This window comes from Flagellimonas algarum, from assembly GCF_040513375.1.
GTDB classification, from domain to species: domain Bacteria; phylum Bacteroidota; class Bacteroidia; order Flavobacteriales; family Flavobacteriaceae; genus Flagellimonas_B; species Flagellimonas_B algarum.
Genome location: NZ_JBEVTG010000001.1, coordinates 498,042 through 523,244, shown reverse-complemented (window position 1 = coordinate 523,244; position 25,203 = coordinate 498,042). Strand labels below are relative to the sequence as shown.

The 25,203-nt window shown below is 49.0% G+C and carries 23 protein-coding genes and 1 tRNA gene; 3 read left to right on the top strand and 21 right to left on the bottom strand.

What is annotated here, in order from left to right:
* Positions 1–32: 32 nt before the first annotated feature.
* Positions 33–3,776 (top strand): reprolysin-like metallopeptidase, encoded by a 3,744-nt coding sequence (locus tag ABV409_RS02410; RefSeq protein ID WP_353875947.1) that lies wholly within the window; start codon positions 33–35, stop codon positions 3,774–3,776.
* Between the two features lies 1 nt (position 3,777).
* Here ABV409_RS02410 and pth read toward each other — a convergent pair whose 3' ends face one another.
* The 3 genes from pth to ABV409_RS02395 form a co-directional block, all read right to left on the bottom strand.
* A complete protein-coding gene (pth, locus tag ABV409_RS02405; RefSeq protein WP_353875946.1) occupies positions 3,778–4,410 on the bottom strand; it encodes an aminoacyl-tRNA hydrolase in 633 nt (210 codons plus the stop codon).
* 82 nt (positions 4,411–4,492) lie between these two features.
* On the bottom strand, positions 4,493–5,128 hold the full coding sequence (locus ABV409_RS02400) for a 50S ribosomal protein L25/general stress protein Ctc (protein WP_353875945.1): 636 nt from the start codon (positions 5,126–5,128) through the stop codon (positions 4,493–4,495).
* A 16-nt stretch (positions 5,129–5,144) separates the two neighbouring features.
* Positions 5,145–6,086 carry a ribose-phosphate pyrophosphokinase gene (locus ABV409_RS02395; RefSeq protein ID WP_353875944.1) on the bottom strand — a complete coding sequence of 314 codons (942 nt, stop codon included), beginning with the start codon at positions 6,084–6,086 and terminating at the stop codon, positions 5,145–5,147.
* 143 nt (positions 6,087–6,229) lie between these two features.
* Here ABV409_RS02395 and ABV409_RS02390 point away from each other — a divergent pair.
* Positions 6,230–6,311, top strand: a tRNA-Leu gene (locus ABV409_RS02390).
* A gap of 72 nt (positions 6,312–6,383) precedes the next feature.
* Here the strand turns inward: ABV409_RS02390 and ABV409_RS02385 are convergent.
* The 5 genes from ABV409_RS02385 to ABV409_RS02365 form a co-directional block, all read right to left on the bottom strand.
* Positions 6,384–6,764, bottom strand: coding sequence for an alkyl hydroperoxide reductase (locus ABV409_RS02385; RefSeq protein WP_353875943.1), 381 nt, complete (start codon positions 6,762–6,764; stop codon positions 6,384–6,386).
* On the bottom strand, positions 6,761–7,168 hold the full coding sequence (locus ABV409_RS02380; protein WP_353875942.1) for a DUF2452 domain-containing protein: 408 nt from the start codon (positions 7,166–7,168) through the stop codon (positions 6,761–6,763). Before ABV409_RS02380 ends, ABV409_RS02385 begins: the two co-directional genes overlap by 4 nt.
* Positions 7,169–7,190: 22 nt before the next feature.
* Positions 7,191–7,706 (bottom strand): glutathione peroxidase, encoded by a 516-nt coding sequence (locus ABV409_RS02375; RefSeq protein WP_353875941.1) that lies wholly within the window; start codon positions 7,704–7,706, stop codon positions 7,191–7,193.
* A gap of 38 nt (positions 7,707–7,744) precedes the next feature.
* The gene (gene folE / locus ABV409_RS02370) at positions 7,745–8,449 is read right to left on the bottom strand and encodes a GTP cyclohydrolase I FolE (protein ID WP_353875940.1); all 705 of its coding nucleotides are present in this window, start codon (positions 8,447–8,449) and stop codon (positions 7,745–7,747) included.
* 235 nt (positions 8,450–8,684) lie between these two features.
* Positions 8,685–9,119 carry a hypothetical protein gene (locus ABV409_RS02365; RefSeq protein WP_353875939.1) on the bottom strand — a complete coding sequence of 145 codons (435 nt, stop codon included), beginning with the start codon at positions 9,117–9,119 and terminating at the stop codon, positions 8,685–8,687.
* Positions 9,120–9,261: 142 nt separating this feature from the next.
* On the opposite strand from ABV409_RS02365, the gene ABV409_RS02360 reads away from it, so the two are divergent.
* The gene (locus tag ABV409_RS02360) at positions 9,262–9,483 is read left to right on the top strand and encodes a hypothetical protein (protein WP_353875938.1); all 222 of its coding nucleotides are present in this window, start codon (positions 9,262–9,264) and stop codon (positions 9,481–9,483) included.
* A gap of 164 nt (positions 9,484–9,647) precedes the next feature.
* On the opposite strand, the gene ABV409_RS02355 is transcribed toward ABV409_RS02360, so the two are convergent.
* The 13 genes from ABV409_RS02355 to ABV409_RS02295 form a co-directional block, all read right to left on the bottom strand.
* A complete protein-coding gene (locus ABV409_RS02355) occupies positions 9,648–10,649 on the bottom strand; it encodes an NAD(P)H-dependent glycerol-3-phosphate dehydrogenase (RefSeq protein ID WP_353875937.1) in 1,002 nt (333 codons plus the stop codon).
* Between the two features lie 44 nt (positions 10,650–10,693).
* Complete coding sequence (locus ABV409_RS02350; protein WP_353875936.1) at positions 10,694–13,927, bottom strand: HAD-IB family hydrolase; 3,234 nt, start codon at positions 13,925–13,927, stop codon at positions 10,694–10,696.
* 15 nt (positions 13,928–13,942) lie between these two features.
* A complete protein-coding gene (locus ABV409_RS02345) occupies positions 13,943–15,100 on the bottom strand; it encodes an esterase/lipase family protein (RefSeq protein WP_353875935.1) in 1,158 nt (385 codons plus the stop codon).
* Between the two features lie 4 nt (positions 15,101–15,104).
* A complete protein-coding gene (locus ABV409_RS02340; protein WP_353875934.1) occupies positions 15,105–16,049 on the bottom strand; it encodes an alpha/beta hydrolase in 945 nt (314 codons plus the stop codon).
* Positions 16,050–16,081: 32 nt separating this feature from the next.
* Positions 16,082–17,926: a WS/DGAT/MGAT family O-acyltransferase gene (locus ABV409_RS02335; RefSeq protein ID WP_353875933.1), complete on the bottom strand. Its 1,845-nt coding sequence runs from the start codon at positions 17,924–17,926 to the stop codon at positions 16,082–16,084.
* A 14-nt stretch (positions 17,927–17,940) separates the two neighbouring features.
* Positions 17,941–19,278 carry an ABC1 kinase family protein gene (locus ABV409_RS02330; protein ID WP_353875932.1) on the bottom strand — a complete coding sequence of 446 codons (1,338 nt, stop codon included), beginning with the start codon at positions 19,276–19,278 and terminating at the stop codon, positions 17,941–17,943.
* Between the two features lie 7 nt (positions 19,279–19,285).
* A complete protein-coding gene (locus ABV409_RS02325; RefSeq protein WP_353875931.1) occupies positions 19,286–19,918 on the bottom strand; it encodes a TetR family transcriptional regulator C-terminal domain-containing protein in 633 nt (210 codons plus the stop codon).
* Positions 19,919–20,107: 189 nt separating this feature from the next.
* A complete protein-coding gene (locus ABV409_RS02320) occupies positions 20,108–20,395 on the bottom strand; it encodes a hypothetical protein (protein ID WP_353875930.1) in 288 nt (95 codons plus the stop codon).
* A gap of 34 nt (positions 20,396–20,429) precedes the next feature.
* Positions 20,430–21,278, bottom strand: coding sequence for a hypothetical protein (locus tag ABV409_RS02315; protein ID WP_353875929.1), 849 nt, complete (start codon positions 21,276–21,278; stop codon positions 20,430–20,432).
* Positions 21,279–21,362: 84 nt separating this feature from the next.
* On the bottom strand, positions 21,363–21,614 hold the full coding sequence (locus ABV409_RS02310; RefSeq protein ID WP_353875928.1) for a hypothetical protein: 252 nt from the start codon (positions 21,612–21,614) through the stop codon (positions 21,363–21,365).
* 142 nt (positions 21,615–21,756) lie between these two features.
* Positions 21,757–22,566, bottom strand: coding sequence for an AfsR/SARP family transcriptional regulator (locus ABV409_RS02305; protein WP_353875927.1), 810 nt, complete (start codon positions 22,564–22,566; stop codon positions 21,757–21,759).
* A 6-nt stretch (positions 22,567–22,572) separates the two neighbouring features.
* On the bottom strand, positions 22,573–23,136 hold the full coding sequence (locus ABV409_RS02300; protein ID WP_353875926.1) for a hypothetical protein: 564 nt from the start codon (positions 23,134–23,136) through the stop codon (positions 22,573–22,575).
* A 101-nt stretch (positions 23,137–23,237) separates the two neighbouring features.
* On the bottom strand, positions 23,238–25,202 hold the full coding sequence (locus ABV409_RS02295) for a DUF3857 domain-containing protein (RefSeq protein WP_353875925.1): 1,965 nt from the start codon (positions 25,200–25,202) through the stop codon (positions 23,238–23,240).
* Between the last annotated feature and the right edge of the window lies 1 nt (position 25,203).

Below are 25,203 nucleotides of genomic sequence, written 5' to 3'. Positions count from 1 at the left end.
CTTACATTTGGTTAGGTAGGCCCTTAATGAGCATGAAAGCTAAGTTACATTTTGTTTTCCCATTTACCATATTTTTCTACTGCTTTTGTGGCCTTGCGCAGAACGGATATTGGAAGGTCCGATCCTCCAATTCCCTAGCGCGACAAGTCGATTCGACCCATACCCGTTACCTTACTTTGGATGCCCCTCGGTTCTTTGCCGCATTGGGTGCGGTTGAAGGTTCCGAAACGGGACTGTTGTATTTTCCGGACGGGGACGGCCGATTACACGCCTTTCAAGTGCAAGAGCGTTCGAATTTCCATCCCAAGCTCCAAAGCCGCTACCCCGATATCAAGGCCTATGTTGGATGGGATGCCGAACGGTCACGAAAGGTGCGCTTTAGTACCGCTGCCGACCAAGTGAGTGTATTGATGGTCGATCTCGAAAACGGAAAGCGTAGTTTTATCGAGCCCTTATCCGACGACCCCCTGGGTTATGCCAATTATCAAAATGGGAGCGGTCGATCAAAAACCTTCGAATGCCATACCGAAGCGCTCCAAAGCGGATTGCAGCTGAGGCCCAACCCCCCGATCGATGATCAAACCTTGAGAACGTTCCGTTTTGCGGTTTCTACCACTGGGGAGTATACCGAATACCATGGCGGTACGATTGCAGGTGCGCTCGCGGCCATCAACAGTACCTTGACCCGGGTCAATGAGGTCTTCGAAACCGATTTGGGAGTCCGGCTTGAGCTGATAGCCAATACCACCGATGTCATTTTCACCGATGCCGATACCGATCCCTATACCACCGCTTTGAACGTACAGGTGCAGAATACCCTGACCGATGAGATCGGGGAAGCGAATTACGATGTGGGTCACTTGTTCCATCGTGATGTCGATAACGGCAATGCCGGATTTATCGGTTCGGTCTGTGTCGATGGCCGCAAGGGAAGCGCCTTTTCTTCGGCCTTGATCCCTGAGGGCGACCTCTTTGATCTTGATTATGTGGCCCATGAACTTGGCCACCAGTTCGGGGCCAACCATAGCTGGTCTTTTGAATCGGAAGGTACCGGGGTGCAATACGAACCCGCCAGCGGAACGACCATCATGGGTTATGCGGGTATTGTCGCGGGCAATAATGTCGCTTTAAATGGCGATGATTATTTCCATTATGGCAGCATTCTCCAGATAAGCACTGTTTTACAGGGTGCGGGCTGTGCCGCAACGACATACTTGGTCAATACCCCGCCGGTTATCGCCCCGCTTGAAGATGTGGTGATCCCAAAGGGAACGGCCTTTGTATTGGAAGGATCCGCCACCGATTCCGATCCCGGAACGGTATTGACCTATTGCTGGGAGCAGATCGATGACGGTGTCGTTACTACGGATACGTTTGGGCCGGATAATGTAGTGGGTGCCAATTTTCGTTCGCTTCCCCCTGTGAACACAGGCTTGCGCTATTTTCCGAGCTTATCGAGGGTGCTTCAAGGGCAATTGAGCCAAGTGGATCCCCAAGTAAACGAAGCCTGGGAAACCGCAAGCGATAGCGAGCGTGAATTGAATTTTGCGCTCACCGTTCGTGATAATGCGGTTGGCGGTGGCCAAGTGGTTTCCGAACAAATGAACGTTCAAGTGGTGAACGCGGCAGGTCCGTTCGTGGTGACTTCGCAAGCGGATGCCGGCACCTTGTCAGGGGGCAGCATCGAAACGGTGACTTGGGATGTGGCCCTGACCGATCGGGCACCCATCAACGCCACGGCAGTTGATATCTTCCTTTCGCTTGATGGGGGGAACGATTTTTCCATCCTTTTGGCCGAAGACCACCCGAATTCCGGTATGGCCCAGGTACAATTACCGAATTCGGCGACCTCCAATGCACGGATCATGGTCAAGGCTAGGAATCAGGTATTCTATGCCGTCAATGCTTCCGAATTTGCCATATCGGCCAGTGATTTCGTTTTGGATTTCGACCAATTGCAATACGAAGTCTGCCTTCCCAACACCTTGTCCATCCCATTTACATTCACGCGTTCGGTTGGGGGTGCCGAAACGGTTGATCTCAATGCTTCCGTTCCTGCAGGAGCGAGTGCGGTATTCGACCCCGCTACGGTAAATGGTACCAATGTGCCGGTACTTTTGACGCTTAGTGATTTGGATGGATTGGCCGTTGGCGATTATTCGATAACCGTCACGGCAAGTACGAGCGGGCAAGACATGGGTTACGAATTGGAATTGGCCGTTCGCAATACCGTCTTTGATCCTTTGGAGTTGAACCAGCCCCAAGATAGTGAAACCGGTGTGCGTCTTCAACCGACTTTGCAGTGGGATCCCCAAGCAAATGCTTCTTCTTACGATATCGAACTGGCGACCGATATCACGTTTTCGAACATCATCGTTTCGGCCACGACCGACCAATCGGGGTTTGCCGTACCGCCATTGCAAGCGGAAACCGATTATTACTGGCGCGTTAGGCCTAAGAACGGTTGTGATGAAGGCGAATTCTCCGCACCTTTTGTCTTTACGACGACCGCGATCAATTGCAACACCTTTTCGATTTCAGGCCTTCCTCTGGAAATTTCCCCAGATGACGCGAATACCGTTACGGCCACTATCGGTTTTGCCGAAGCTTTGGTCATTGCGGATGTCAATATCGAATTGGCCGTTTCGCACACCTTTGTGGAAGATCTGATCATTCGTCTCATTTCCCCATCCGGAACCCGGGTTACCCTAGTTTCAAAAAATTGCGGGAGCCGTAATGATATCAATGCCACCTTTGACGATGACGGCCCTGTTTTCGGATGTGGCAACAACCCCGCCATCAATGGGATGGTACGGCCTTTGGGTGCTTTGTCTTCCTTTAATGGGGAACTCTTGTCGGGGGAATGGCAGCTAGAAGTCGAAGATACCGCCGCCTCTGATGGTGGGAGCATTGATGTCGTGCGCTTGGAATTTTGCGTTGAGGGACAGTTTCGCCCAGATGCCGATCAAGATGGCGTTTTTGATGATGGCGACGATCTTTGCCTGGGCACGCCTTTGGGCACGCCGGTCGACAGTACTGGCTGTCCTTTGTTGGATTTTCCGGATAACAATTTTGCCATCGCTATCCTGGCGCTTTCCTGCCCGCAGAATACCGATGGGGCCTTTGAAATCAGTGTGGCGGATACCGCGATATCCTATCAGGGTAGTTTGAGCGGAAACGGCATTCAGATCGATCGTTCCTTTAGCGATTCGACCCAATTCATCGGCTTGCCCCCCGGTACGTACACCTTATGTGTAACCGGGATGCAAAACGAAACGACCTTTCGGGAAGCGTGTTTCGAAGTGGTCATCGCGGAGCCAGGCCCATTGCAGGTAAGTACGACCGTAATCGATGCAGGAGCGAACCTAACCCTCGCTTTGGGTGGTGCTACCTCTTTCAACATCCTTTTGAACGGGGTCTCGACCCAAACGGTTGAAAATTCCCTTACGTTGCCCTTGAACGAGGGGGTGAATACCTTGCAAGTCGAATCGGGATCTGATTGTCAAGAAGCGTATGCGGAAACCTTATTGGTCGGTACCGATGCCATACTTTACCCAAATCCGGTCGAATCCGATTTGAACGTACTGCTCAACAGTGCCGACCGTCTTCGGTCATGGTCGGTGTTCGCGGCCGATGGGGTGCTGGTGCAGCGGCAATCGGTCTCGGAACCGCCCAATCCGATGAACCTTGATTTTTCAACTTTTGCCTCGGGCTTGTATTATGTGGTCTTGCAATTCGAAGACCGTAAGGTGACCCAAAAAGTGTTCAAGCGTTGAATTAGGTGCCGTTGAAGGCGTTCATGGTATTTTTGACACCGGCGAAAATGAACGAGCGGATAAGTGCCGTGGTCCGTTCCAAACGTTCATTGAGTGCGGCTTCTTCCGATTCGTTCCATTGACCAAGTACGTAGTCAACTTGTTTTCCTTTACTGAATTCGGAACCTACCCCGAACCGTAAACGTGGGTATTGCGCGGTCTGTAATACATTTTGGATGTTTTTCAAGCCGTTGTGTCCGCCATCACTGCCCTTGGTCTTGAGGCGTAGGGTCCCAAAAGGGAGGTTGATGTCATCGGTTACGATAAGAACGTTTTCAAGAGGCACTTTTTCTTTTGCCATCCAATACGCCACGGCTTTACCGCTAAGGTTCATATAGGTCGATGGTTTGATACACAACACACTCCTCCCTTTGAATTTAAAATTGGCCACCGCGCCTAGTTTTGCCGGTTCGAAGGAAGTCTCCTCGTTTTCGATCAAGGCATCGACGACCTTAAAGCCGATATTGTGTCGGGTGTTGTCGTATTCGGCACCGATATTTCCAAGTCCGATGATGAGGTATTTCTTCATAGGGTCCGATTCATGGAGTAGGGTATCCGGTGTAGTGGAAAATAAGGAGCGTAACCATGATAACATTCAAACTGCTTTGTCCAAAAATACGAAAGCATCCCGATGCACGTAGCGCGCATGGGATGCTTTGATTTCAATTTGCGTGGGCTTACTCGGCTGCGCCTTCAGCAGGAGCGGCTTCTGCAGCAGCACCTTCTTCTCCACCTTCTTCCTCTTCTTCCTCTTCGTCCTCAACGGCGTTACGGGAAGCTTTCACTTGGACGACGGTAATGTTATCGGGGTGCATGATGGTAAATTCTTCTGTTCGAAGTGTCTCTACGGCCACTTTACCTCCGATTCGCAATTTTGAGATGTCTACGGTAATTTCATCCGGCAACAAGTTCGGTAGGGCTTTGACGGAAAGCTTCCGCTTTCTGAACAACAAACGACCACCGTTTCGTACCCCTGGTGAATTTCCTTCCAATCGTACCGGAATATCCAAGGTCACTGCCTTGTCTTGGAACAATTGGTAAAAATCGACGTGTAGGATTTTATCGGTTACCGGGTGGAATTGGATGTCTTGCATGATGGCATCCAATTTTTCACCGTTTTCAAGTTCAATTACTACCGTATACGCATTGGGGGTATACACTAGCTTTTTGAACGATAGCTCATCCGCTGAAAAGTGTATCGGTTTTTCCCCTCCGTAAAGTACGCAAGGGACCTTTCCAGCATTACGTAGGGCTTTGGTCGAAACCTTGCCCACGCTTTCTCTTTGGGATCCTTTGATTGTAATTGACTTCATTATATTTAGTAATTGTTTACATTAAAAATTTCGATGCGATCGATGTATTGTGATGTACGCGATGCATGACATCCGCGAAAAGCTCCGCACAACCCAACACCCTGATGCTATCACTCTGTTTGGTCAAGGGGATCGAGTCGGTGATGATCAATTCCTCCAAACGCGATTCTTCGACCCGCTCATAGGCTTGACCTGAAAGCAAACCATGCGTGGTGATCGCACGTACGCTCAAGGCGCCACGTTCCATCATCAAGTCGGCCGCTTTGGTCAGGGTACCAGCGGTATCGACCAAATCATCGACCAACACCACGTTCTTGCCCTGTACGTCACCGATCAACTCCATATGCGAAATGACATTGGCTTTTGCCCGCTGCTTGTAACAGATGACCACATCACACTCCAAGGCTTTTGAGTAGGCGTATGCCCTTTTCGATCCGCCCATATCGGGTGAGGCGATGCACAGGTTGTCTAGGCCCAATCCTTTCAAATACGGAAGGAATAGGGTAGAAGCGAACAGGTGATCGACCGGTTTTTCGAAAAAGCCCTGAATCTGATCCGCATGGAGGTCCATGGTGATGATCCGGGTCGCCCCTGCGGCTTCCAACATCTTCGCTACCAACTTGGCGGCGATAGGAACCCTGGGTTTGTCCTTTCGATCTTGCCGTGCCCAACCGAAGTAAGGCATGACGGCCGTGATATGTCGTGCCGAGGCCCGCTTTGCGGCATCGAGCATCAACAACATCTCCATTAAATTCTCAGAACTTGGATTCGTGGATCCGATGATAAAAATCCGGGCGCCACGGATCGACTCTTCAAAAGAAGGTTGGAACTCCCCATCGCTGTAGCGCGAGAACTTCACCTTGCCCAGATCAGTGCCATAAGCCGCCGCGATTTTTTCGCCCAGTATGGTACTCTGGGTACAGGCAAAAATTTTCGGTTCGGGCACTTGGTATGGCATGATGCTGTTTTTCAACGGATCGCTGGGCGACACCTTACTTTTAAAGCGGTGCAAATTTAAAAATTAATCTGGGTTGCTAAAGCATTATTGTGTGAATTTTGGTTTTCGAATTCAAATAATTGTTTAGCTTTGCAGTCCGTTTTGCCTCGGTGGCGGAATTGGTAGACGCGCTGGATTCAAAATCCAGTTCTTTCGGGAGTGTGGGTTCGATTCCCACCCGAGGTACAAAAGCCCTTGATTTTCAAGGGCTTTTTTTATTTCGCTACGCCAAAATCGGCGGTCTTAGATTCATATTGCTTACAACTTCCATTGCCTTTCCAAATGCACTTTCCGTAAAATCAGGAAGAAGGGGATCCACCAAATCAAATCGTTGGTGATCAAGGTATAAGCGAATGCCAAGGGGACCGTTTCATTGAGGTAGTTGAAGAGGAATCCGAGCGGGCCGAAAAGCTTACCCAAAAATCCGACCGCAACGATAGGCCAATGTTTCAAAGGGTCGAAAGAGGCCCACCAATACCCGAGTCCATACACACCGATGACCATGCCCATCCCTTGCCAGACCATCGGGTGGTTCAAGGGTTGCATCCCCACCAATTCAAAGAAATGGTTTGGAAAGAGGACGGCCCATAGGCCCCAGAGTACATTGTACAAAGCGGCCAGTTTCAGTGTCCATTTCATGCGGTTTCGATTTTTTCCCAGACGTAGTCGGATCCTAGACGAAAACTGCCCAAATGTTCGAACGTACATTCATGTGGGGCCAAAATGGAAAGGAAGGCTTCGGCCTTTGTGTTTTTGTACAGATGGTAGGTGTGGCCGACCAAAGGTTGAAAACTGAACTTGGCCGCGTAGACCAATTCGTTGTATTCGAAGCGCTCTTGAAGGGCTTGATACTGTTTTTTGATTTCATCGTATTCGGCGGCCATCGCGGCATTGACCATCCCAATGCCTTTGTTTTTCCATGGGGCTAGATTGACTTTTTCAATGACCGGTGCCCCGAGGTCGGTGGCGTAGGGTTTCAGAAAGGCATCGTAGCGTTGCTTTTCCTCATTGTACACGACCTGATCGGGTTTCTTCTTTTCCATCGGCTTCGCTATTGACCCCAATCTAAAGCAGTTTTTTGGTGATTTTACCGCTTAGGGGGGATGTGGTACTGTAAAAATAGTCGATCAATGTTCCTTCTGGCGAAACCAGGTATTTTTGAAAGTTCCAACGCACTTTGCTATTCGCCTTTTGGTTCCATTTCTTTTGGGTAAGCCAAGCATATAAGGGATGCTGCTCACTACCCTTGACCTTGATCTTTTCGGATAAGGGAAAGCTTACCCCATAGTTCAAGCTACAAAACGATCGAATCGCTTCCGAATTCCCGGGTTCTTGAGCGCCGAATTGGTTGCAGGGCAACCCGATGACGACGAGTTGGTCGGCATATTGTTGTGATAGGGCTTCCAGGTCACGATATTGACTGGTGAACCCGCATTTAGATGCTACATTGACGAAAAGGAGGTATTTGCCTTTGAACTTGGAAAGGTCGATCGCCGTACCATCCAAGCCGATCAGTTCAATGTCATAGAGGGAAAGACCGTTCGTTGTGTTTATTGAACGGTCTTTCTTTTCTGCATGCATTTTACCTTTCGATTGCAATAATCCCAAGGGGTATCGTCTTAGTTATTAATGTGATTGTAGAGCTCTTGTACTTTCTCGGTGTCGTTGAATTGACCGCCATAGAATGAAGTCACCGTTGCCGATGTGTCGTCTTTGATGCCCCGTGAAGAAACACAAAGGTGCTTGGCATCGATGATGACGGCCACGTCGTCGGTTCCTAAAATGCTTTGCAGCTCACGACCGATTTGATTGGTCAGTCGCTCTTGCACCTGGGGTCGCTTGGCAAAATACTGTACGATACGGTTCAATTTCGAAAGTCCGATGACCTTGCCCGAAGAGATATAGGCCACGTGGGCCTTTCCGATGATGGGAACGAAGTGGTGCTCACAATTCGAATAAAAGGTAATGTTCTTTTCGACCAGCATTTGGTTGTACTGGTATTCGTTGTCGAAGAGGGCGATTTTCGGTTTGTTTTTCGGGTTCAATCCCGAATAGATCTCATCGATATACATTTTGGCTACCCGTTTCGGGGTACCGCGTAACGAGTCGTTGGTGAGGTCAAGCCCCATAACATCCATGATTTGGGCGAAAAGCTTTTCAATGGCCGCTTTCTTTTCAGTGTCCGAAAGTGCGAACGCATCAGGCTTTAAAGGGGTTTCGATTCCAGTATACCAATGATCGTCCCCAATCTCCTCATGGGTCAGATTTTGCAAAAGGTGTTGTGGGTCAACGACTTGGTCAACTAGGGGTTCTTGATTGCGCATATTGCTGGGTTTTTGTGGAAACAACTTCTAGCTTAAAAGGTCTTCCACGAGTTTATATTCAGTAAAGCTACTATTTAGTTTAACAATATTAGTTAAAGTTTAAACAAAATTTAAATATCCTTTTGCTTTTGGAAATAGTGAAGGATATCCTCTACAGGGCATCTGCCTCTGGTATTGGTCGTAAAGTACGTAAAACCTTTCTGAATTCGGCCATTCGAGGCTTTTCTCGGTGTGGCTATATTGCTTGTTTTCCGTGATTTAGGACCCATTCCACTAGTGTTATTGCAAAAAGCATGCCCCAAATCACGGTACGCCACCAGTTTTGGTTGACCAGTTTTTTTAAGAGTGCGATGTCGGCATGCCCTCGGGTAATTTTTTGGTGTATGGGAACGAAGACCAAAGCGGTCAACAAGAAGAGCACTGCGATCCCTACCAGGCTCCCCACGGTATATATCGAAATTTTCTGGAAGATCAGGAGGATGGAAAGGGCCAATTGGGTGGTCATCAAAGGGAATACGACCATGAAAATGCGTTTGGTGTAAACGGTGTGCCATCTTTGCAGGTCGGAAGCCTTATAATAGCGAAAGCTTGGGTAAATCATGACTTGTACCATGACGATCAAGATCACCAAACCAAAATCCACGATTCCTTTTATTTCAACCAATTCCATTGCTATTTCTTATCAAAAAACACAGGGGCGGTTACCCTTAGCATCCCATAGAAAAACCACAAAGATAGGGCTATGTTCTTAACGCAACCTTCCGTCCTATGTTGTATCTTTGTTTATAGAAAAGATAATAAAATTAAACAGAATGGAATTGTTGTTGAAAGCCGAGGAATTTGAGAAAAGACCGATGAGCCATATGTCGACCAGTGATCGCGTCAAAGCCAGTAGGGAAGCCAAGGAATTGGTATTGGCCATCAACGAGATTTATAAGAAAAGCAGGGATTCCAAGTTGATGGATGCCATGAAGCGCATTACCAGGAAAAAGCGCAAAATCGAAAAACGCCTGAAAGGGGCCCCTTTGATTTAAACCGGTTATGGAACGTCAATCGGGAACAAGGCAACGATTCTTGGCCCTTGGGGAAAAATTGCTTTGAACCAAATTTGTTGTACTGGCTTGGGGTTAAAGCCGTTTCCGTTGATGTTCCTTTTAATCCTCAGTTGCGAAGGCTGAAAGACCAAAAAGCTTAGGGTCTATCCTGGTTCGGCCTCCGATCCACTCTCGATCTTCAGCAAGCCCCTGAAGGCATCATCGACTGTATTGCCTTCGTACAACACCTTGTACACCTCTTCCGAAATCGGCATATGAACGTCGTAGTCCTTGGCCAACTCCATGACCACTTTCGCCGTCTTTACCCCTTCGGCGACTTCCGACATTTCTTCAATGATCTCTTCGAGTTTTTTGCCTTGGCCCAGCTGAAAACCGACATGCCGGTTTCTACTTTTCGTACTGCTACAGGTCGCCACCAGATCGCCCATACCCGCCAAACCGGCAAAAGTACGGCGTTTGCCACCCATGGCGGTGCCCAAGCGCGTCAATTCGGACAAGCCCCTGGTGATCAGAGCGGCGCGGGTATTGTCTCCTGCATTGGCACCATCTCCCATGCCGGTGGCGATGGCCATGATGTTCTTTAATGCCCCACCCAGTTCACAGCCAATGACATCGTTATTGGTATAGACCCTGAATAGTCCCGAATTGAACACGCCTTGCAGTCGTTTTGCGATGACCTCATCGACCATGGCGATTACGGCCGCGGCGGCTTGCCCATTGTGGATTTCTTTAGCCAGATTCGGTCCGGTCAAAACCCCTGTCGGATGCCCCGGAAGCGTTTCTTCAATGATTTCGGTCATGCGTTTCTTCGTACCCATTTCCAGGCCTTTTGACAGGCTGACTATAGGAATCCAGGGTCGAATATGGGGTTTGGCGATTTCCAAGACCTTCCTGAAATTTTGGGAAGGAATGCCCATGACGAGCAGGTCGGCATTTTTTACGGTATCGGCAATGGAATGTGATGCCTTTAGGTTGCGGTTCAAGAGTGCTCCGGGCAGATACTTTGAGTTGGTACGATGGTCGTTGATCTCCTTGACGGTCGTTTCGTTTCGGGCCCAAAGTATGGTATTGGCGTTGCGCGCCGTGAGGGAGGCTACGGTGGTTCCCCAAGAACCACCACCCAATAAACCTACGTTTAATGACATGGTCGTGTATTTTGGTCAGGGCCGCTCTTTACGAATTGCCCCGATCAGTTATTCAGTTCGGCGACGAACAGGTTTCTAACCTCTTCGACATGCTGGTCGATGTGCTTCTTTTTCCAGAGTCCGGTGTCGACCGGGTCGAGTACGACGACTTCGATATGGGTCGGTCGCAACATGACGGTTCCTTTTTTTACCGCTTGGTAGGCATTTTTGATTACGATGGGGATGATGGGCACCCCGGCTTGCATGGCCAGATGGAACGCCCCTTTTTTGAACGGGCCCAATTGGGCGGTGCCGCTTCGGGTCCCCTCTGGGGCAATGGCGACCGAAATGCCGTCTTTCAGTGCTTCTACGGCCGGTTTCATGGCCTCTATGGCCTTGGCCTTGTTACTGCGGTCGATATAAATGGCGCCCAAGGCCTTAAAGATCGGACCGATGGGGGTCTTCTCCAGTTCTTTCTTGGCAATGCCGGTGAAATCATTGCGCAACAGTTTGATGATGATAAAGAAATCGGCCGCACTTTGATGGTTAAAGCAAAAAACCGCCGGTCTGAAATCGGTCAGGTTGTGCTTGCCCTTCACGGAAATTTGTAATCCTGCCGCCCGGGTGGCCAGGTCACCGATACTTTTAAAGGTCGTATTGGCGGCTTCGCGCTGTGATAGTGTCATCAGTCCTTTTACGGCCCCTCTGAAAGCTGAAGGATAGATGCTCGCAATGGCCAAACTGGTGCGGAGACCGTTGACCACGGGTTTCTGCCGTGGTTCCTCGAACCGTAGTATGGGCCAATCGTTTTCAAAAGCGACTTGTGATAAGGCGTTATCAGGATTGGTGGCCACGGGGTTACCGACGATCTTGAAGAGCGGGTAGTCGTCGAAACTGTCCGAATAGAAATAGCTCTTAGCCAAATCGATGTCGTTCTTTTTGGCAAAGGTCCGTGCCGCACGGGCCTTTCCTTCCCCCCAACACATCTCGGAAATGCGTCCGGTGAATTTCCCATTTTGGACTTCCAAACGGGTACTATATACCTCTTCAACGCCCAATTCCTTGGCTATCGGCATGATTTGGTAGGAGGTAGCTGCCGAAATGATCACGATACGGTGGCCTTTTTCAGCATGTTTTTTGATCAGTTCACGGGCTTCTGGGTAAATGGTCGGCATCAAATACTCTTCGAACACCTCTTGCCCCAAATTCACAAAGATTTTTTCAGGGATTCCTTTAACGCCCATGGCGGCTAATTTGGTCAGCACTTCGAAATCACGGTTGCCGAACGAAAAGACCAGGGCCGTCATGAATTGGGTCAGGTACTCCTTAGCGGTGGTCTCCCCACTGAAAAGCCGGGTACGCATAAAGCGCTTGGCTGAAAAGTCATTGATCAAGGTGCGATCCAGATCGAAATAGGCCGTGATATGTGGCCCTTCTTCCTCTTGGGTTGATTTTCGGTTCGATTTTGGGTCCTTCGCTTCGGGCACCAATAGGTTTTTCGCAGCGATCGACTCCAAACTCCAGGCGGTAGGGGCCACCTCGATTTCCTTGAGGTAGGCCAACCTTGCGGTAAGGTCGTCCAGTTGCTGCATCCATTCCTGCAAGCCTTTGCTGTTGGTCTTTTGTTGGCCGATGCCGAGGCCGGCATTCTCCGCAAAGCGATAGGCGTTGCTCAAAAACGGACGGGAAACGCTATCAAGCCGTGTGATGCGACTTTGCCAATGCAGTTCCTTTCCTTTGAACATACAGAGTTCCAAGAATTCATCTTTGTTGAACGCATCGTCTTCATCCCAGGCGTTCAAGGTATGGCAGACCACTTTATCGGCCTCCAGGTAAGAGAGCAACAAGGCCCTCGAGATGAACAGGTTCTGTTTTTTGAGGATGTCGGTGACATCCTTTTTGGGATCTCCTAGGATCTCCCGCCAGTTCTTGTCGAAGCGATGTAGTTCTTCTTCGATCTCTGCACTGAACTTCGCCTTATTGGTATAAAAGAATTCAAACTTAAAGAGGTTGCGTAAGGCCATGATCTCTTCCCAAAAATGCACGATGCGGTTTGGAGAAGTGTCGTCCTTGATTTTAACCAAGGCCATCTCGACAAAGGCCGAATGGTATAAATGGCCGGCGACCATATTGGCATAGTAGGTGGCAGGAAGGTATTCGGACGAAACGATGCTGTATTGCGCCTTTTGGCCCGCCCTGCTTTTCTGGATGATATTGGCCCCTTGCAGCAAGTTCAACCCCTTTTGTACACTGACAGCGATCGGATTGCCACGGTCCATCAGGGTGTCTTGTTGTTTCTTGCCGATATACTCCATCAACTTTTTGACCTTGAACTCGATTTCCTTTTTGGTCTGGGCAAAATCGTTCAGCAGTACGTTACAAATCAGGGAGACGGTCGAAACCGGGGTGATCCTTGACATTTGATTGATCAGGTCGAAGGCGAAGAACGGAAGTGAATTTCTGTTCTTGTAGGTGTCTTCTTCAAGCTCGGGAACGACCACATTATGGGTCTCGTCGATTTCGACCGGGTCTCCGAACCTAATGGCCGCGCGCCCATAGTCACTTCCGAGACTGCGGATGTATTTGACCCCTTCGGCCAGGTTTTCCGATTTCTTTTTGGCTCCTTTGGCCTGTTCGGTCATTTCCTTCACATCGGGGATCAGGTCGTACACTATGGAAACCGGTACGTATTTGATGTCGCGCGCACTCTCTTTTTCGGCATCCATGATGTATTTCAGGATGCCCATTTGCGGATGAAGGATCTTACCAGTGCGCGAGCGGGTGCCTTCGATATTCCAGGTCAAGTGTTCCCCCTTGTCGATGATCGTGGCGATGCAGTGTCTGAGAGCGACCTTGTAGACCGGATTGTCCTTAAAACTTCTTCGGATGAAGATGAGGCCGGCGTTCTTGCCCAGTTGTTTCAGTCCGGGGAATGCCAGATTGATGCCCCCGAAGGAATAGGGAACGGGCATGCCATAGCGGGCCAGGGTCGAAATGAGCACTAGGGTATCCAAATAGGTCTTATGGGTCATGATGAACGCCACGGAATGCCGCCGCATCAATTTCATCAACTTTTTGATGCCCCTAGGGTCGACGTCTATCTTTTCGCTATACGCCCGGGAGAGGATGTAGTCGAAACCCCTGACCGAGGCCATTTTGGCCACGGGATGCTGTTCGGCATAGAGCTCCTTGATGTATTCGGCCGCTTCTTTTTGGACTTCGGCCAAATCCAGATCATGCGCTTTAGCGGTCTGCTTTAGCGCTTCCTGAAATTTTTCATTGTTGATGAGTTCTTCCATGGTGCCGGGCGATTCCTAATTTAAGAAAAACAAACTTCTTTTTTTCTTGTTCCAATAAAAAGGGTAAAGGATGCGCTCGATGTTCGAAGTATTGTCCTTAATGGTCTTGCCCTTGATGTTCGCGTTCAAGGCGTTGGCGGTGATCAGAATGACACTCACATTGGCCCCTAGTCCGGAATGACTCCCATAGACTTCGATATTCTTGATGTCATCCCGGTAGCTTTCGGCCTCCATGCAATGCTTCCAAGGCAGCAGACCATCCGTTTTCGTATAAATACAGGTAATCGGTACGTTCGGAATGGGTTCGAGCTCTTCGATGAAGCGTTTGTTGCGTTCCTTGAGCGACTTGCCCCTGAAGAACTCCAGAATGCCGTTTACAGGGGTCTTCATATCCATGACCCCCCATACCGGTGAACCGATCGTAATGATCTGTTCTACTTGTTTTGGATGGCGGTTCGCCATGATCTTCGCAAAGATGCCGCCACCGCTCCAACCGACGATGCTGACCTTCTCCCCATGGATGCGATAAATGTCATCCAATTTTTCCTCCAATCTCGGAATGTAATGCGATTTTACCAGGTTGAAGCCCTGTTCCCACTTGTACGTCTTGTATCCTAAAGAAGCCAAATAGCGGCGCACGAAGGAGGTCGAATAGTCGTCGCCCAAATAAGGTGGAATCAATAAGACCGGCCTGCCCTCGCCTTTGATCCTTTTCGGAATGAAAGGGTAAATGGCATAGATCGAAGTCCATTCGACCAGGGATCGCCCTTCCAAAAGCATATTGAATAGCGGCGGTTGTGGAATTTTTTGGTTGATCGCGGCGATTTCGTTCTTGAATTTTTCGAGGTAGGCTGCAATACTTTCATCGGCGGTGGCATCCCCATTTTGTGCGTAGGCCCCGGCAATGGACCCGAAGAGGGTGATGAGGGTGAAATACTCGCGGCTCGGACCTAGTTCATCGCAAAGTCGAATGCAGGCTTCCAATTGCCCATCCATGGCTTCGGGGTCGACCTCTACCGTATCGATCAAAGGTCGGATCGCCTTGTATTCAGGATGGGGTTCCAATTTCTTGACCAAGACTTTTTTGATGCTCGTTTTCGTCAGGCCCTTCCGTTTTCCAATGGAAGCCATGAGGTTGATAAAGGCCTGGTATAAATTCGCTTTCTCTTTCATGATATTATGGAATATGGGCATGCAACCAGGTCACGATGTCTTCTTCGACCACTTCGCTATTGGTTTCGTTCAGCATCTCATGCCGTCCTCCTTCGTATAGGTTGAAGGTAAGATCGGTATTGCCGTTCCTCTTATAATTTTCAGCCACTTTGGTCACCCCTTTTCCCATTTCGCCAACGGGATCTTCATCCCCCGAAAAAATCAGGATGGGCAGGGTGTCAGGAGTATCCGCGAAAGCAGCGGTCTTGTTCAGCTCTTTGGAGTTGGTCAGGATGTCGGCCAAGATTCCGATGGAGAAGTTTTCGATGCGATACGGGTCGGCCTCAAAGGTATCGACGGCCTTTTCGTCGCTGCTAATCCAGTCCAACTTGGTTCTATTGGGTTTGAATTTCTTATTGAATTCATCGAAGAAAAAGGCCCGTAAGGTCTCATTGCTTCGTTCACGGCCCCTGAACATGCTGACGAGTTTGGTACTGGCCAAACCGAAGTGGCCCAGTCCTTTGATGAAATTCGCCGTACCTGAAAGGATCAGGGCGTCGATACCATCGCCGTATCGGAGCACGTATTTGCGACTTAATAACGAACCCATGCTATGCCCGAAAAGCACGAACGGACTTTCAGGATGTTCGCTGCGCATCAATTGGGTCAATTGGTGCATGTCTTCGACCACATCCTCGAAATAATCGTTGCCCTTGTAATAACCGTAGAGTCGGTTGATCTCTGCCGTTCTTCCGTGGGCGCGATGGTCGTTCGCATATACCGTAAAGCCCTCGCGCTGCAAGCGTTGGGCGATGCTGTCATAGCGGGCGGCATGTTCGCCGATACCATGGGCGATCTGTATGACCCCACGTTGTTTTCCCGTAGCTCGGCTTTCCCATTTGTAGTAACAGATGGGTTCGCCGTCTTTTGCGGTGAAGGTATGGGTCTTATACTGTGTTTTTGAGCTCATTCGGGCGTTTTCAATAACTGATGCCTAAGCGATTATCGGTCCAAAAAGGTTTTGACCAATTGGCTGAGTTTACGTTTGTTCGCTACCGTACCGGTCAATTTTAGGCGCTGTTGGATCTTCAATTCGTCGAAGAGCAACTTTTTCTTGTAAAGGGCGTAGAGGTTTTCATCCTCGATTTCCAAAACGGTTTTCGGTTCCAGAACGGTCGCCTTTTTGACCGAAGGGGTTGTTTTGGTCAGGTCGATTTCCCAAGATTCGCTGCTCGAGCCCATATCCACATTGATGTGGAACACCCCTTTGTATTTTTTCGCTAACTCCGGATGTTTCTTCAGATAGCGTTTTAAGGCATTGAAGAACACGGTGCTTTCGCTTTTTTGCTTGACCTCGGGCTTTTCGCCTCCATTCTTTTTATGGGCGTTCAAGATCAAAGCCTCCAATTCGTTGGCCGATTCCCTGATATACCTTGAGAACAAATAGGCATCGGGCATGGTCCGCGCATCCGAAGTCGTGGTGATGCTGATCAAACCGTTGTAACTGAACGCCGCAATGATCAACCCGAAACCGTCGACCACCGGGGTGAGCCCGAAAATGGAAACCACCTTATGCCCATTGAGGTAAAGCAATTTCGAAGGACCGGGCACGTTGGTGATGGTCACATTGAAAGGGGGGCGGTGCAGGTCTTTGATGTTGTACTTGCTGTACAGCCCCGCCGCTAGATTGGCCAATCCGAAAGGTACGGCGTTCGCCATCTTCGAAAGGGTCTTGGCCCCCATGGTCTTATGGCGTGCCTTGCCTAACATGGTCTGCTCTTGAATGTATTCAAGGCGTTCCAAAGGGTCTTCGATATGCGTCGCCAATTGGATCATCATATTGGCAATCTGGTTGTTGTGCGTTTTATCGTCTTTGGCGCGAATCGATATGGGTACGTTGGCCACCAAAGGCTGTAAGGGCAGCTTTTCCTTCTCTTTCAAATACCGTCGGATTGCCCCGGCACAAATGGCCAGGATGAGGTCATTGATACTGACCCCCATTCGTTTTCTAAGTCCGTTTACGCGATCGAAAGAAAGGATGGCCGTGCCCCAGGTCCTTTTTGGCGATACGTTGCCGTTGAATATGGTGATCGGTACGGGGTATCGGGCCGTAGCGAATTCTTTTTGGATGCTCAGCGTTTTCGAAGCCCGGGTGCGTAGGAACGCCATGGCGGTCTCGGCCAAGGTCTTGGGCAACTTAAAGGGGTTCTTTAAAAAGCCATAGCCGCTTTTGATCAGCAAACTAAGGTCATCGGGTAACGGGTCGGGTTCGAATTTCTTGATTTTCGATTTGTCGATGGGCTTCACCTTGCTATCCGTATCGAACAAAATACCCATTAGTCCGACCCCTGAATTGCCATCGATCATCACGTGGTGCACCTTGCTCACAATGGCCACGGATCCTTTCGGGATCTGTGGGATCTCGTCAATGCCCTCGATGAAGTGGATCGACCATAGCGGTCTGCGCAGGTCTAAGGGGGCGCTGAAGATCCGGGAGGTGGTGCGACGTAGCGATTCCCAGTTCGACGGATCGGCCAGTTTCATCCGGTGGAGGTGCAGGTCCAATTCGAAGTTCGGATCATCGACCCAGTAGGGATAGTCCAGATCCATGGGTACGTGTAACAACCGCTGCCTGAACTTGGGCATCATATGCAGTTTGGAAGCGACGATGTTCTTGAAATCCTTGAATTCCAACGAACCTTCGACAATGACCAAGGTGGCGATATGCATCGGACTGGTGGGTGATTCCGCGTAGAGGAAGGCCGCATCATAGCCCGAGATCTGTTTGAACTTGCCATCCAATACTTCTTGGGCGATGTCTTTAAAGTCTTCGATTTTTGATGCCATGGTTCTGGGTAGTGTTACGCACCGAGTCCGACTCCCGCAGGAATCAGCTGGGTGTAGTTATTGATCTTGATATTCTCGGCCTTGAGATCGAACATCAAACTGAAAAGTCCGAAAAAGGTCCTGTTGATATAAATGATATGTTTAGATCCCCGATTGGCGTTCATTTTCATGAGTCCCGCCTGCTTCACATACTGTTCCCCGAATTCTGAAATTTTTTCAAACAGGGTCATGTCTGAAAAATCGAAGGTCTCGTTTTGAAAGGGTTGGGTAAAGCACTCGAGCACCTCATGGAACATGCCGGTAAAAAACTCATGCTCTTCAGGGGTATCTTCTTTTTTCAATACTTCGAGCGCCAATAGGTTCTTTTCAAAACTGACCGGGTCATTGATGATGTCGGATTTGAACAGCTGGAAATACGGGGTATAGAAGTCTTCGGGGATTTCCTTCATACAGCCAAAATCAAGGGCGATGACCTCGTTCTTATCGGAGACCAGGAAATTGCCCGGATGCGGATCGGCGTGCACTTTATGCAGCACATGCAATTGATACATGTAAAAGTCCCATAGCGTCTGCCCTACGGCATTGGCCGCGGCTTGATCGGTATTGCGTTGGATGAATTCGGAAAGGTGTACCCCATGCATCCAATCCATGGTGATGATCTCGGTCGAGGAATACTCAGGGTAGTAGGTCGGAAACCGCAGGTTCGGAATATGCCCACAAGAAGCGGTCACCTCTTGACTCTGCGCCAATTCGAGTACATAGTTGGTCTCTTCAGACAATTTGTTCTCGACCTCTTTGAAATATTTTTCAGAATGCTCCCCCTTGATGTTGAACATCTTCATGGCCACGGGTTTGACAATGGCCAAATCGGATTGTATGCTTTGGGCCACCCCCGGGTATTGGATTTTCACGGCCAGGGTCTTGCCGTTTTTTTCGGCTCGGTGTACCTGTCCGATACTCGCGGCATTGATCGCCTCGGTCTCAAAACGATCGAAAAGTTCATGGGGTAACTTCCCGAACGACTTCTTGAAGGTCTTTAAGACCAATGGCGCCGAAAGGGGCGGTACCGAAAACTGTGACAAGGAGAATTTATCGACAAAAGCCTTGGGCATGATGTTCTTTTCCATACTCATCATCTGCGCCATTTTCAAGGCACTGCCTTTCAAGGTCTTCAAACTATCATAAATGTCGTTGGCGTTGTTCTCGTTGAGCCTTTCTTTGGCATCGGCTTCGGAATTCACGATTTTGTCGCCGTAATATTTTAGGTAGTTCACCCCGACCTTCGCTCCGGTCTTCATCAGTTTTGAAGTCCGTTGCAGCTTTGATATCGGAATGTTCTTCGAGGTTTTCATAATGGGGCTATGACTTGATTTTTTCGGAATACAGGAACTTGCCCAAATCAATAATGTTGGACAACGATTGGGTGTTGAGTAGTTCGACTCCGGTGTTCACCGACTTTTCTATGAAGATATCGGTCTTTTGACATTGATCCGAGGTATCATCCATCCAAAATTTCACCGTCAATAAGAATTGCACCCAAAATGCTTCTTTGATCGATTTCTTCTGTAACGATTCCAAACTGTCGGTCAAATTGAAGGGTTCGAGATCCAAAGAATCGACGAAGGCCATAAAACTTTCCTTCAATTCGCCGAACAAGGAGATCGTGTTCAGGCTCAGTCCGTACCCTTTGATGGTCAACACCACGAATTCACGGTTCAAGGTAAAATTCTCAAAGAGGGTGTAATACAAACTGAGCAGTTTGTCTTTTTTACTGAATTCGCTGAATTCAGGGGCTTCGATCAGGGTGGCAATGGAAATGTCGATCAGCGTCTTGAAAATCGTTTTGTCCAGTTCCTCAAAATTCTCGAAAAGCGCATCGAAATCCTCAGCATCGAAACCATAGTCTGAAGCGAGTTGTTCGACATCCGTCGGTTTGCCCTGGTACTTGACCACGGCATCCATGTAGTTGTCGATGAGGGTCTCTACGGTCATGTGCTTTTTCTTTGCCAATATCAGGTTTCGGATGGAAATCTTGCTCCTTTCGGGCGCGTTCCGGTTCAACTTCGGTGGACTATCAAAAATAACGATTTCCCATTTGTTATGCATGCATAAAAAAAACCAGTCCATCCCAAGGGGGACAAACTGGTTTTTGATACATCTAAAACGATTAACTAAACTACCTTATGCGACCAGTTTGCGGAACTTCTCTTTTCCGGCTAATGCGTGGTCTTTGATTTCGTTCAAAATGTCGAATACCAAATCTTGTTGGTTCGCTGCCAATTTCAAACCTCCTTTTAGGGCTTTATCGGCAACTTTCTGCCATTGTGCGGTCACTTCCAAGGAAGTGGTTACGGCAGCCTCCGTTCTTTCTAGGGCCTTATCATTGGTCTTTACGGCGAAGTTTTTCGTCTTGGCCATCATTTCACTGACCCGCCCTTTGCTGTTCTTTTTCGTGCTTTTATTTTTCATTGCTTTCGAATTGTGCTATTATCCAAAAGGATGCTTAGGCTTTTTTGCTGACCGACTTGGCCAACTCTTCGGCTTGCTTCACCCATTCTGAGAAATTGGCGTTCTTAAAGATAGGACCGGCCTTCTCAAGGATGCCTTTGATTTTCGCTTCACTGGCTTTGGCCAATTGGGCGAAGGTTTGAATACCTCCTTCGTTGAACATTTTCTCCAATTTTGGTCCGATACCATTGATCAATTTCAAATCGTCTTTTACGACGGCCGTTGCAGTGGTGACGACCTTACCGGCTGTTGCAGTGGCTTTTTTGGTCGCTACCTTAGCGGTCTCTTGCACCTTGTTTTTGGCCTTGGTCACGTTTTTCTTGACCTTTTTGGCCGCTTTTTTAGGCACCATGGCCTCTTCGACCAATTCCTCTCCTTTGTTCAAGATCTTTTTGGCTTGCTCCAAAACATCACCGCGCAAGTCGTTCAATTTGGCGGTACCTTTTGCTTTCAACCCGTCAGCGGTCTTCTCTGCTTTTTTGACCATAGGGTTTTCGGCCACCTTTTCTTTAAGGGTCTCGGTCACGTTGATGACCTTCTTACCGACCTTGGTGTTCGAAGCGAATTCAACCGCCCTTTCCATCATGTCTTCTTCATACCCGACAAGGTCCAACATGCGTTCTTTTCCGCTGGTCATTTGGTTTTTGACCGCAGTAGCGGTTTCGAAAACCATATCCATTTGTTTTCTACGGACGGGTTCTGATTTTTTGACCATTTTTTTGGTCAATTTTTGCCATTTTTCACCATTCTCAACGGTGGTGTTGATCGTTGCGACAGTGGCATTGATCAAGGCGTTGTTCAAACTCTTTTTGTTCGTTGCTTTTTTTTCTGCTTTTGTTGCCATGATACTATATCTGTATGTTGTTATTTCATTTTGTTTCCGCAAAGCTAAGTGCGGTCGGTTACAACTGGGTTGCAGTCGGAACTTCTAGTTTTTGACGATTCTTTTTTTGACGCCGTGCAATAGGTCGAAAACCAAATCTTGCTGAGTGGCTGAAATGTCCAATCCTTTTTTTACGACCATGGTGGTGAACCCCATTGACTTTTGGGCGAAACCAAGTGAGGCGTCAAAAGCCTGCTCCGTTTTTAAAAGGGCGAAATCATTGGCTTTGGTCGCCAAACCCAATGCTTTGAAGGTGGCTTTCTCTACGAGTGTCTGTTTTGTTTTTTTAGTAGCCATAGGTGTCTTTTTTCTGATTATCCGATGATTCTGGTGCAAACGTACTATGGGGTAGTTACAATTGAGTTGCAATCGATGCGTCGTCTAGGATTTTTTTGGAAAAAAAACGGGAACCCTTTTGCTGGAAAGGGTTTTCAGGGCATCAGGCGATGGCTTCGATGTCCTTTAAGAGGGCCCTGGTAGCGGGTAGGGGGTCGATTCCGAATTCCTCTTCCAGGATATCGGCACATTTTTGATAGGTTTTCAGGGCTTGGGGGCGATTGCCTTTGGCGACATAGGCCGCCATTTGTATCCGATAGGCATCCTCCCAGGTACGGTCCAACGCAATGGCCTCTTGCGCGAGCCGGATGCTCTCCATCGGGTTGCTCTCGATCAGCAGTTCAGCCAGGTTCACGAAAGCGCCGAGGATCAAGACCTGGATTTTCTCCCGTTCTTCCGAAGACCAATCCTCGAAAATACGGTTGGGGAGGTAGGCACCTTGATAAAGGGCGACCGCTTCTTGATAAGCCTCTTCGGCCACCTCCGGAAATTCGGTCAGGGCCTTGTTGCCCAAAACGATGTAGTTTTCGATCGCTTCCACATCGATCCATACCAATTCGAGGTTCAGCTGGTAGGTCGCTCCTTGTCGGGCTACGTAGATGGCTTCGGTCCGCGACGGCCGAAGGGGCTCCAACACTTTATTCACCCCGTGAAGGGCCACTTTGAAATCACGGTCGTCCCCTTCTTCCCAGAGATGGTCCATGATGTGTTCTTTGTGCAGGGCGTGGCGGTTGCGGTAGGAGATGAGGTATTGGATGAGCTGTACGGTCTTATCCCTTCCCCATTCTTTCGAGCTGACTTTTTCCCCATTACGCCATAGGGCGAACTGCCCCAAGGTTTGGAATCTTATGGGTGCTTCGAGCTGAAATTTCCTATAGCCCGCTAGTTCCGATGTCAAGCTCGCTTCAGACAAGGGGGATCAGGCTTTTTTAGGATTCGTTTTGGCTCGGGCCGTCGTTTTTTTGATCCCGGCCTTATCGGTGACCGCTTCGGATTGAAAGGCATCCATTTTTTTCGAAAGATCGGTCACCGAACGGGTGAGTTTGTCCAAGGTGTCTTGGATGGACTTGAAATCCGATTTCGAGGCGTTTCGCCATTGATCGATGGGGACTTTCTCTAGCAGTTCACCACTGTACTCGGTCAATTGGTCTTGAATGCTGGCCACCTGCTTACGCGGGTCTTTGAGCGTCTCCTTGATGATCTTGGGTCCGGTGGCCGCCACGGATTTGAACAGGGAAAAACTCTTGCTCAAGATGTTTTCCTGTTCTTCGGAAGAGCGGTCTTCGGTCGCATCCATGGTGAGCTGGGCCAGGTGTTCTTGGATAAAGGCTACGGCCTTGTTGAAATCGGTGAAGTTGATATCCTCACCGCCTTGTACATGCGAGACATTGCCCCGCCATTGTACTTTCGACTCGCCGTTTTCATCATAGATCTTTTGGGTAAACCGCACCATAAAGGAAGCGGTCTGTGCTTTTTTTGCCATGTTTTCTCGTATTGGGATCGGAAACTAGGCTTAAAGATACTTATAAGTCCTTGATATGGAAGCGCTATAGGATCATGCCCCGGCCATACACGGGAAACCGCTTAGCCCTTGGGTTCCAAAATCAAGGTGATTTTATTGAAATCGGCGGCGGAGTTGATGACCTTCCTGAATTCGTTGAAATTCGATGGCGGCACGATGTTGGTCCGGTAAAATTCATCGGCCCGTATCGTGAGCACATTGCCGGCCAATTCGTACGAAGAGGTAAAGGAGAACTGTTCCGAACCTCCTTCGGCGTATTTGTTGTCGATATTGATATCCTCGAGATTGACTACATCATACCCTTCGGGAAGGGTTATGGTGATCGTCCTTAAATAGCTTCTGGTATGTTCGTTTTCAAGGGGCAATACCCGTTTTTTCTCCTGGTACATCTGCACCTGCGGACCGATCAAGTCGCCCACTTTGAACAAATACTTGCGCCCCGCTTTTTCGACCAATGCATTGGAACGCACCCCCAATTCGAAAATGATCGGTTTCACACCGAAAAGTTCGGGGTCTTCGTTGATGACCTCCATGCTTTCGACCGTCACGTTTTCATTGATGGTCTTGGCCAGGCCTTCTAAGATGTTGGTGCGGTCTTCGCCGATGACCTGGGCCATATAGGGGTGGATGGGTAGGGCGTAGTAACCACTGAAGGATCGGCTTAGCTTGATTTCGTTGGTGGTGATGTCATCGGTATCGAAATTGACATCGATCTTCATTTCATCGACCGTATCGTCGGCGCTGACGGCCTTGATGAATTTGATCTTGCCTACCGCCGAGGTGAAACTCCCCACACTGACCTCTTTGATGAACAACCCATGGTTGTCGGTCAGGTAGGGGGGCGGGTACCCATAGCGTGTGCCAAGTTCGGTGGGCGAGAGGTAGCGATCCTGTTTCGGAAAATACATTAGGAAGTCGGTCAAAAAGTTATGCGCCTCGAATTTGTCATCGAATTTTATTTTGGTACGATCGGAGGTGATTACCAATTCATGCTTGATCTCCAATTGTTGCATCAGGGCAACGTACAAGCGGATGAGGCCGGCGGAGTTCGCGATCTTGGTTTTGAGGATGGAGGTGAGGTCGTTGAGGTTGTCACCCCCGGCTTCTGACAAGATGAAGCCTGACTTGATCTGGTTGTCGAGTTTCCGGATCTTGGCATCGTCGGTATCGGTCGCTTTGATGGTCCCCTCCAAGAATTCGTCCAACAGGGGTTGGGCGGTCTTATCGGGTTCTTGATAGTAGTAGTTGTAAATGTTCTGGGCGACATTGCCGTAGGAGGAAAGGTCCGATTTGTTCGAATTCAGGTTCTTATCCAGTTTATAGACCAATGCGGCCCTCGAAGCCGTGTACGGGGCTTGCGATTCATCCAATAGGGCATCGATCTTGTCGAGCTTCAATTCCCATCGTGAACGCCCTTCCGATAAGGTGTCTTGCACCACTGCAGGAAGGCCGTTATATGATTTGAATTCGAAGACCAGGTTCGAAGGGGCATAGAGCTCGAAAGCCACATTGGTTTTCTGGAAATCGGATTGCAGCCTATAGGTGGAACCGCTGTAACTCGGATTTTTCCGCTCCACATAGAAATATTCGATGATGCTCCCTTTTTCAACACCTTCAAAGGCGAAATACTTGTAATTCTGGCCGGTCTCATTGTCTTGGGCGGTCAAGATCTTCGACTCATCGAGTTCAATGACCTCCCCGGAAGCGGTGATGACCCGTGCCTTGCTTTTCAACAGGGCCGAACTTGCGTTATAGGGCAAATAGATCTTGTTGTATTCCTCGATCTTGTCGTTGCTGTTGAGCAAGAGGGTCTTGTGTTCCAAATAATGTTGGGTGAAGGTACCTTCGTCATCATAGGCGTATTCGATGGTGTACTTTTCCTGCAAGGCCTTCATGGCGACACCTGTTTCGATGCTGGTGCTATAGGCGGGTTCGGCTTCCCAATCATAGGCGGTGGTGACCAGCTCGTTTTGGGCATTCAGGCATAACGAGCAAAAGAGCAACAGGGCGGATAGGGTGTTTTTCATA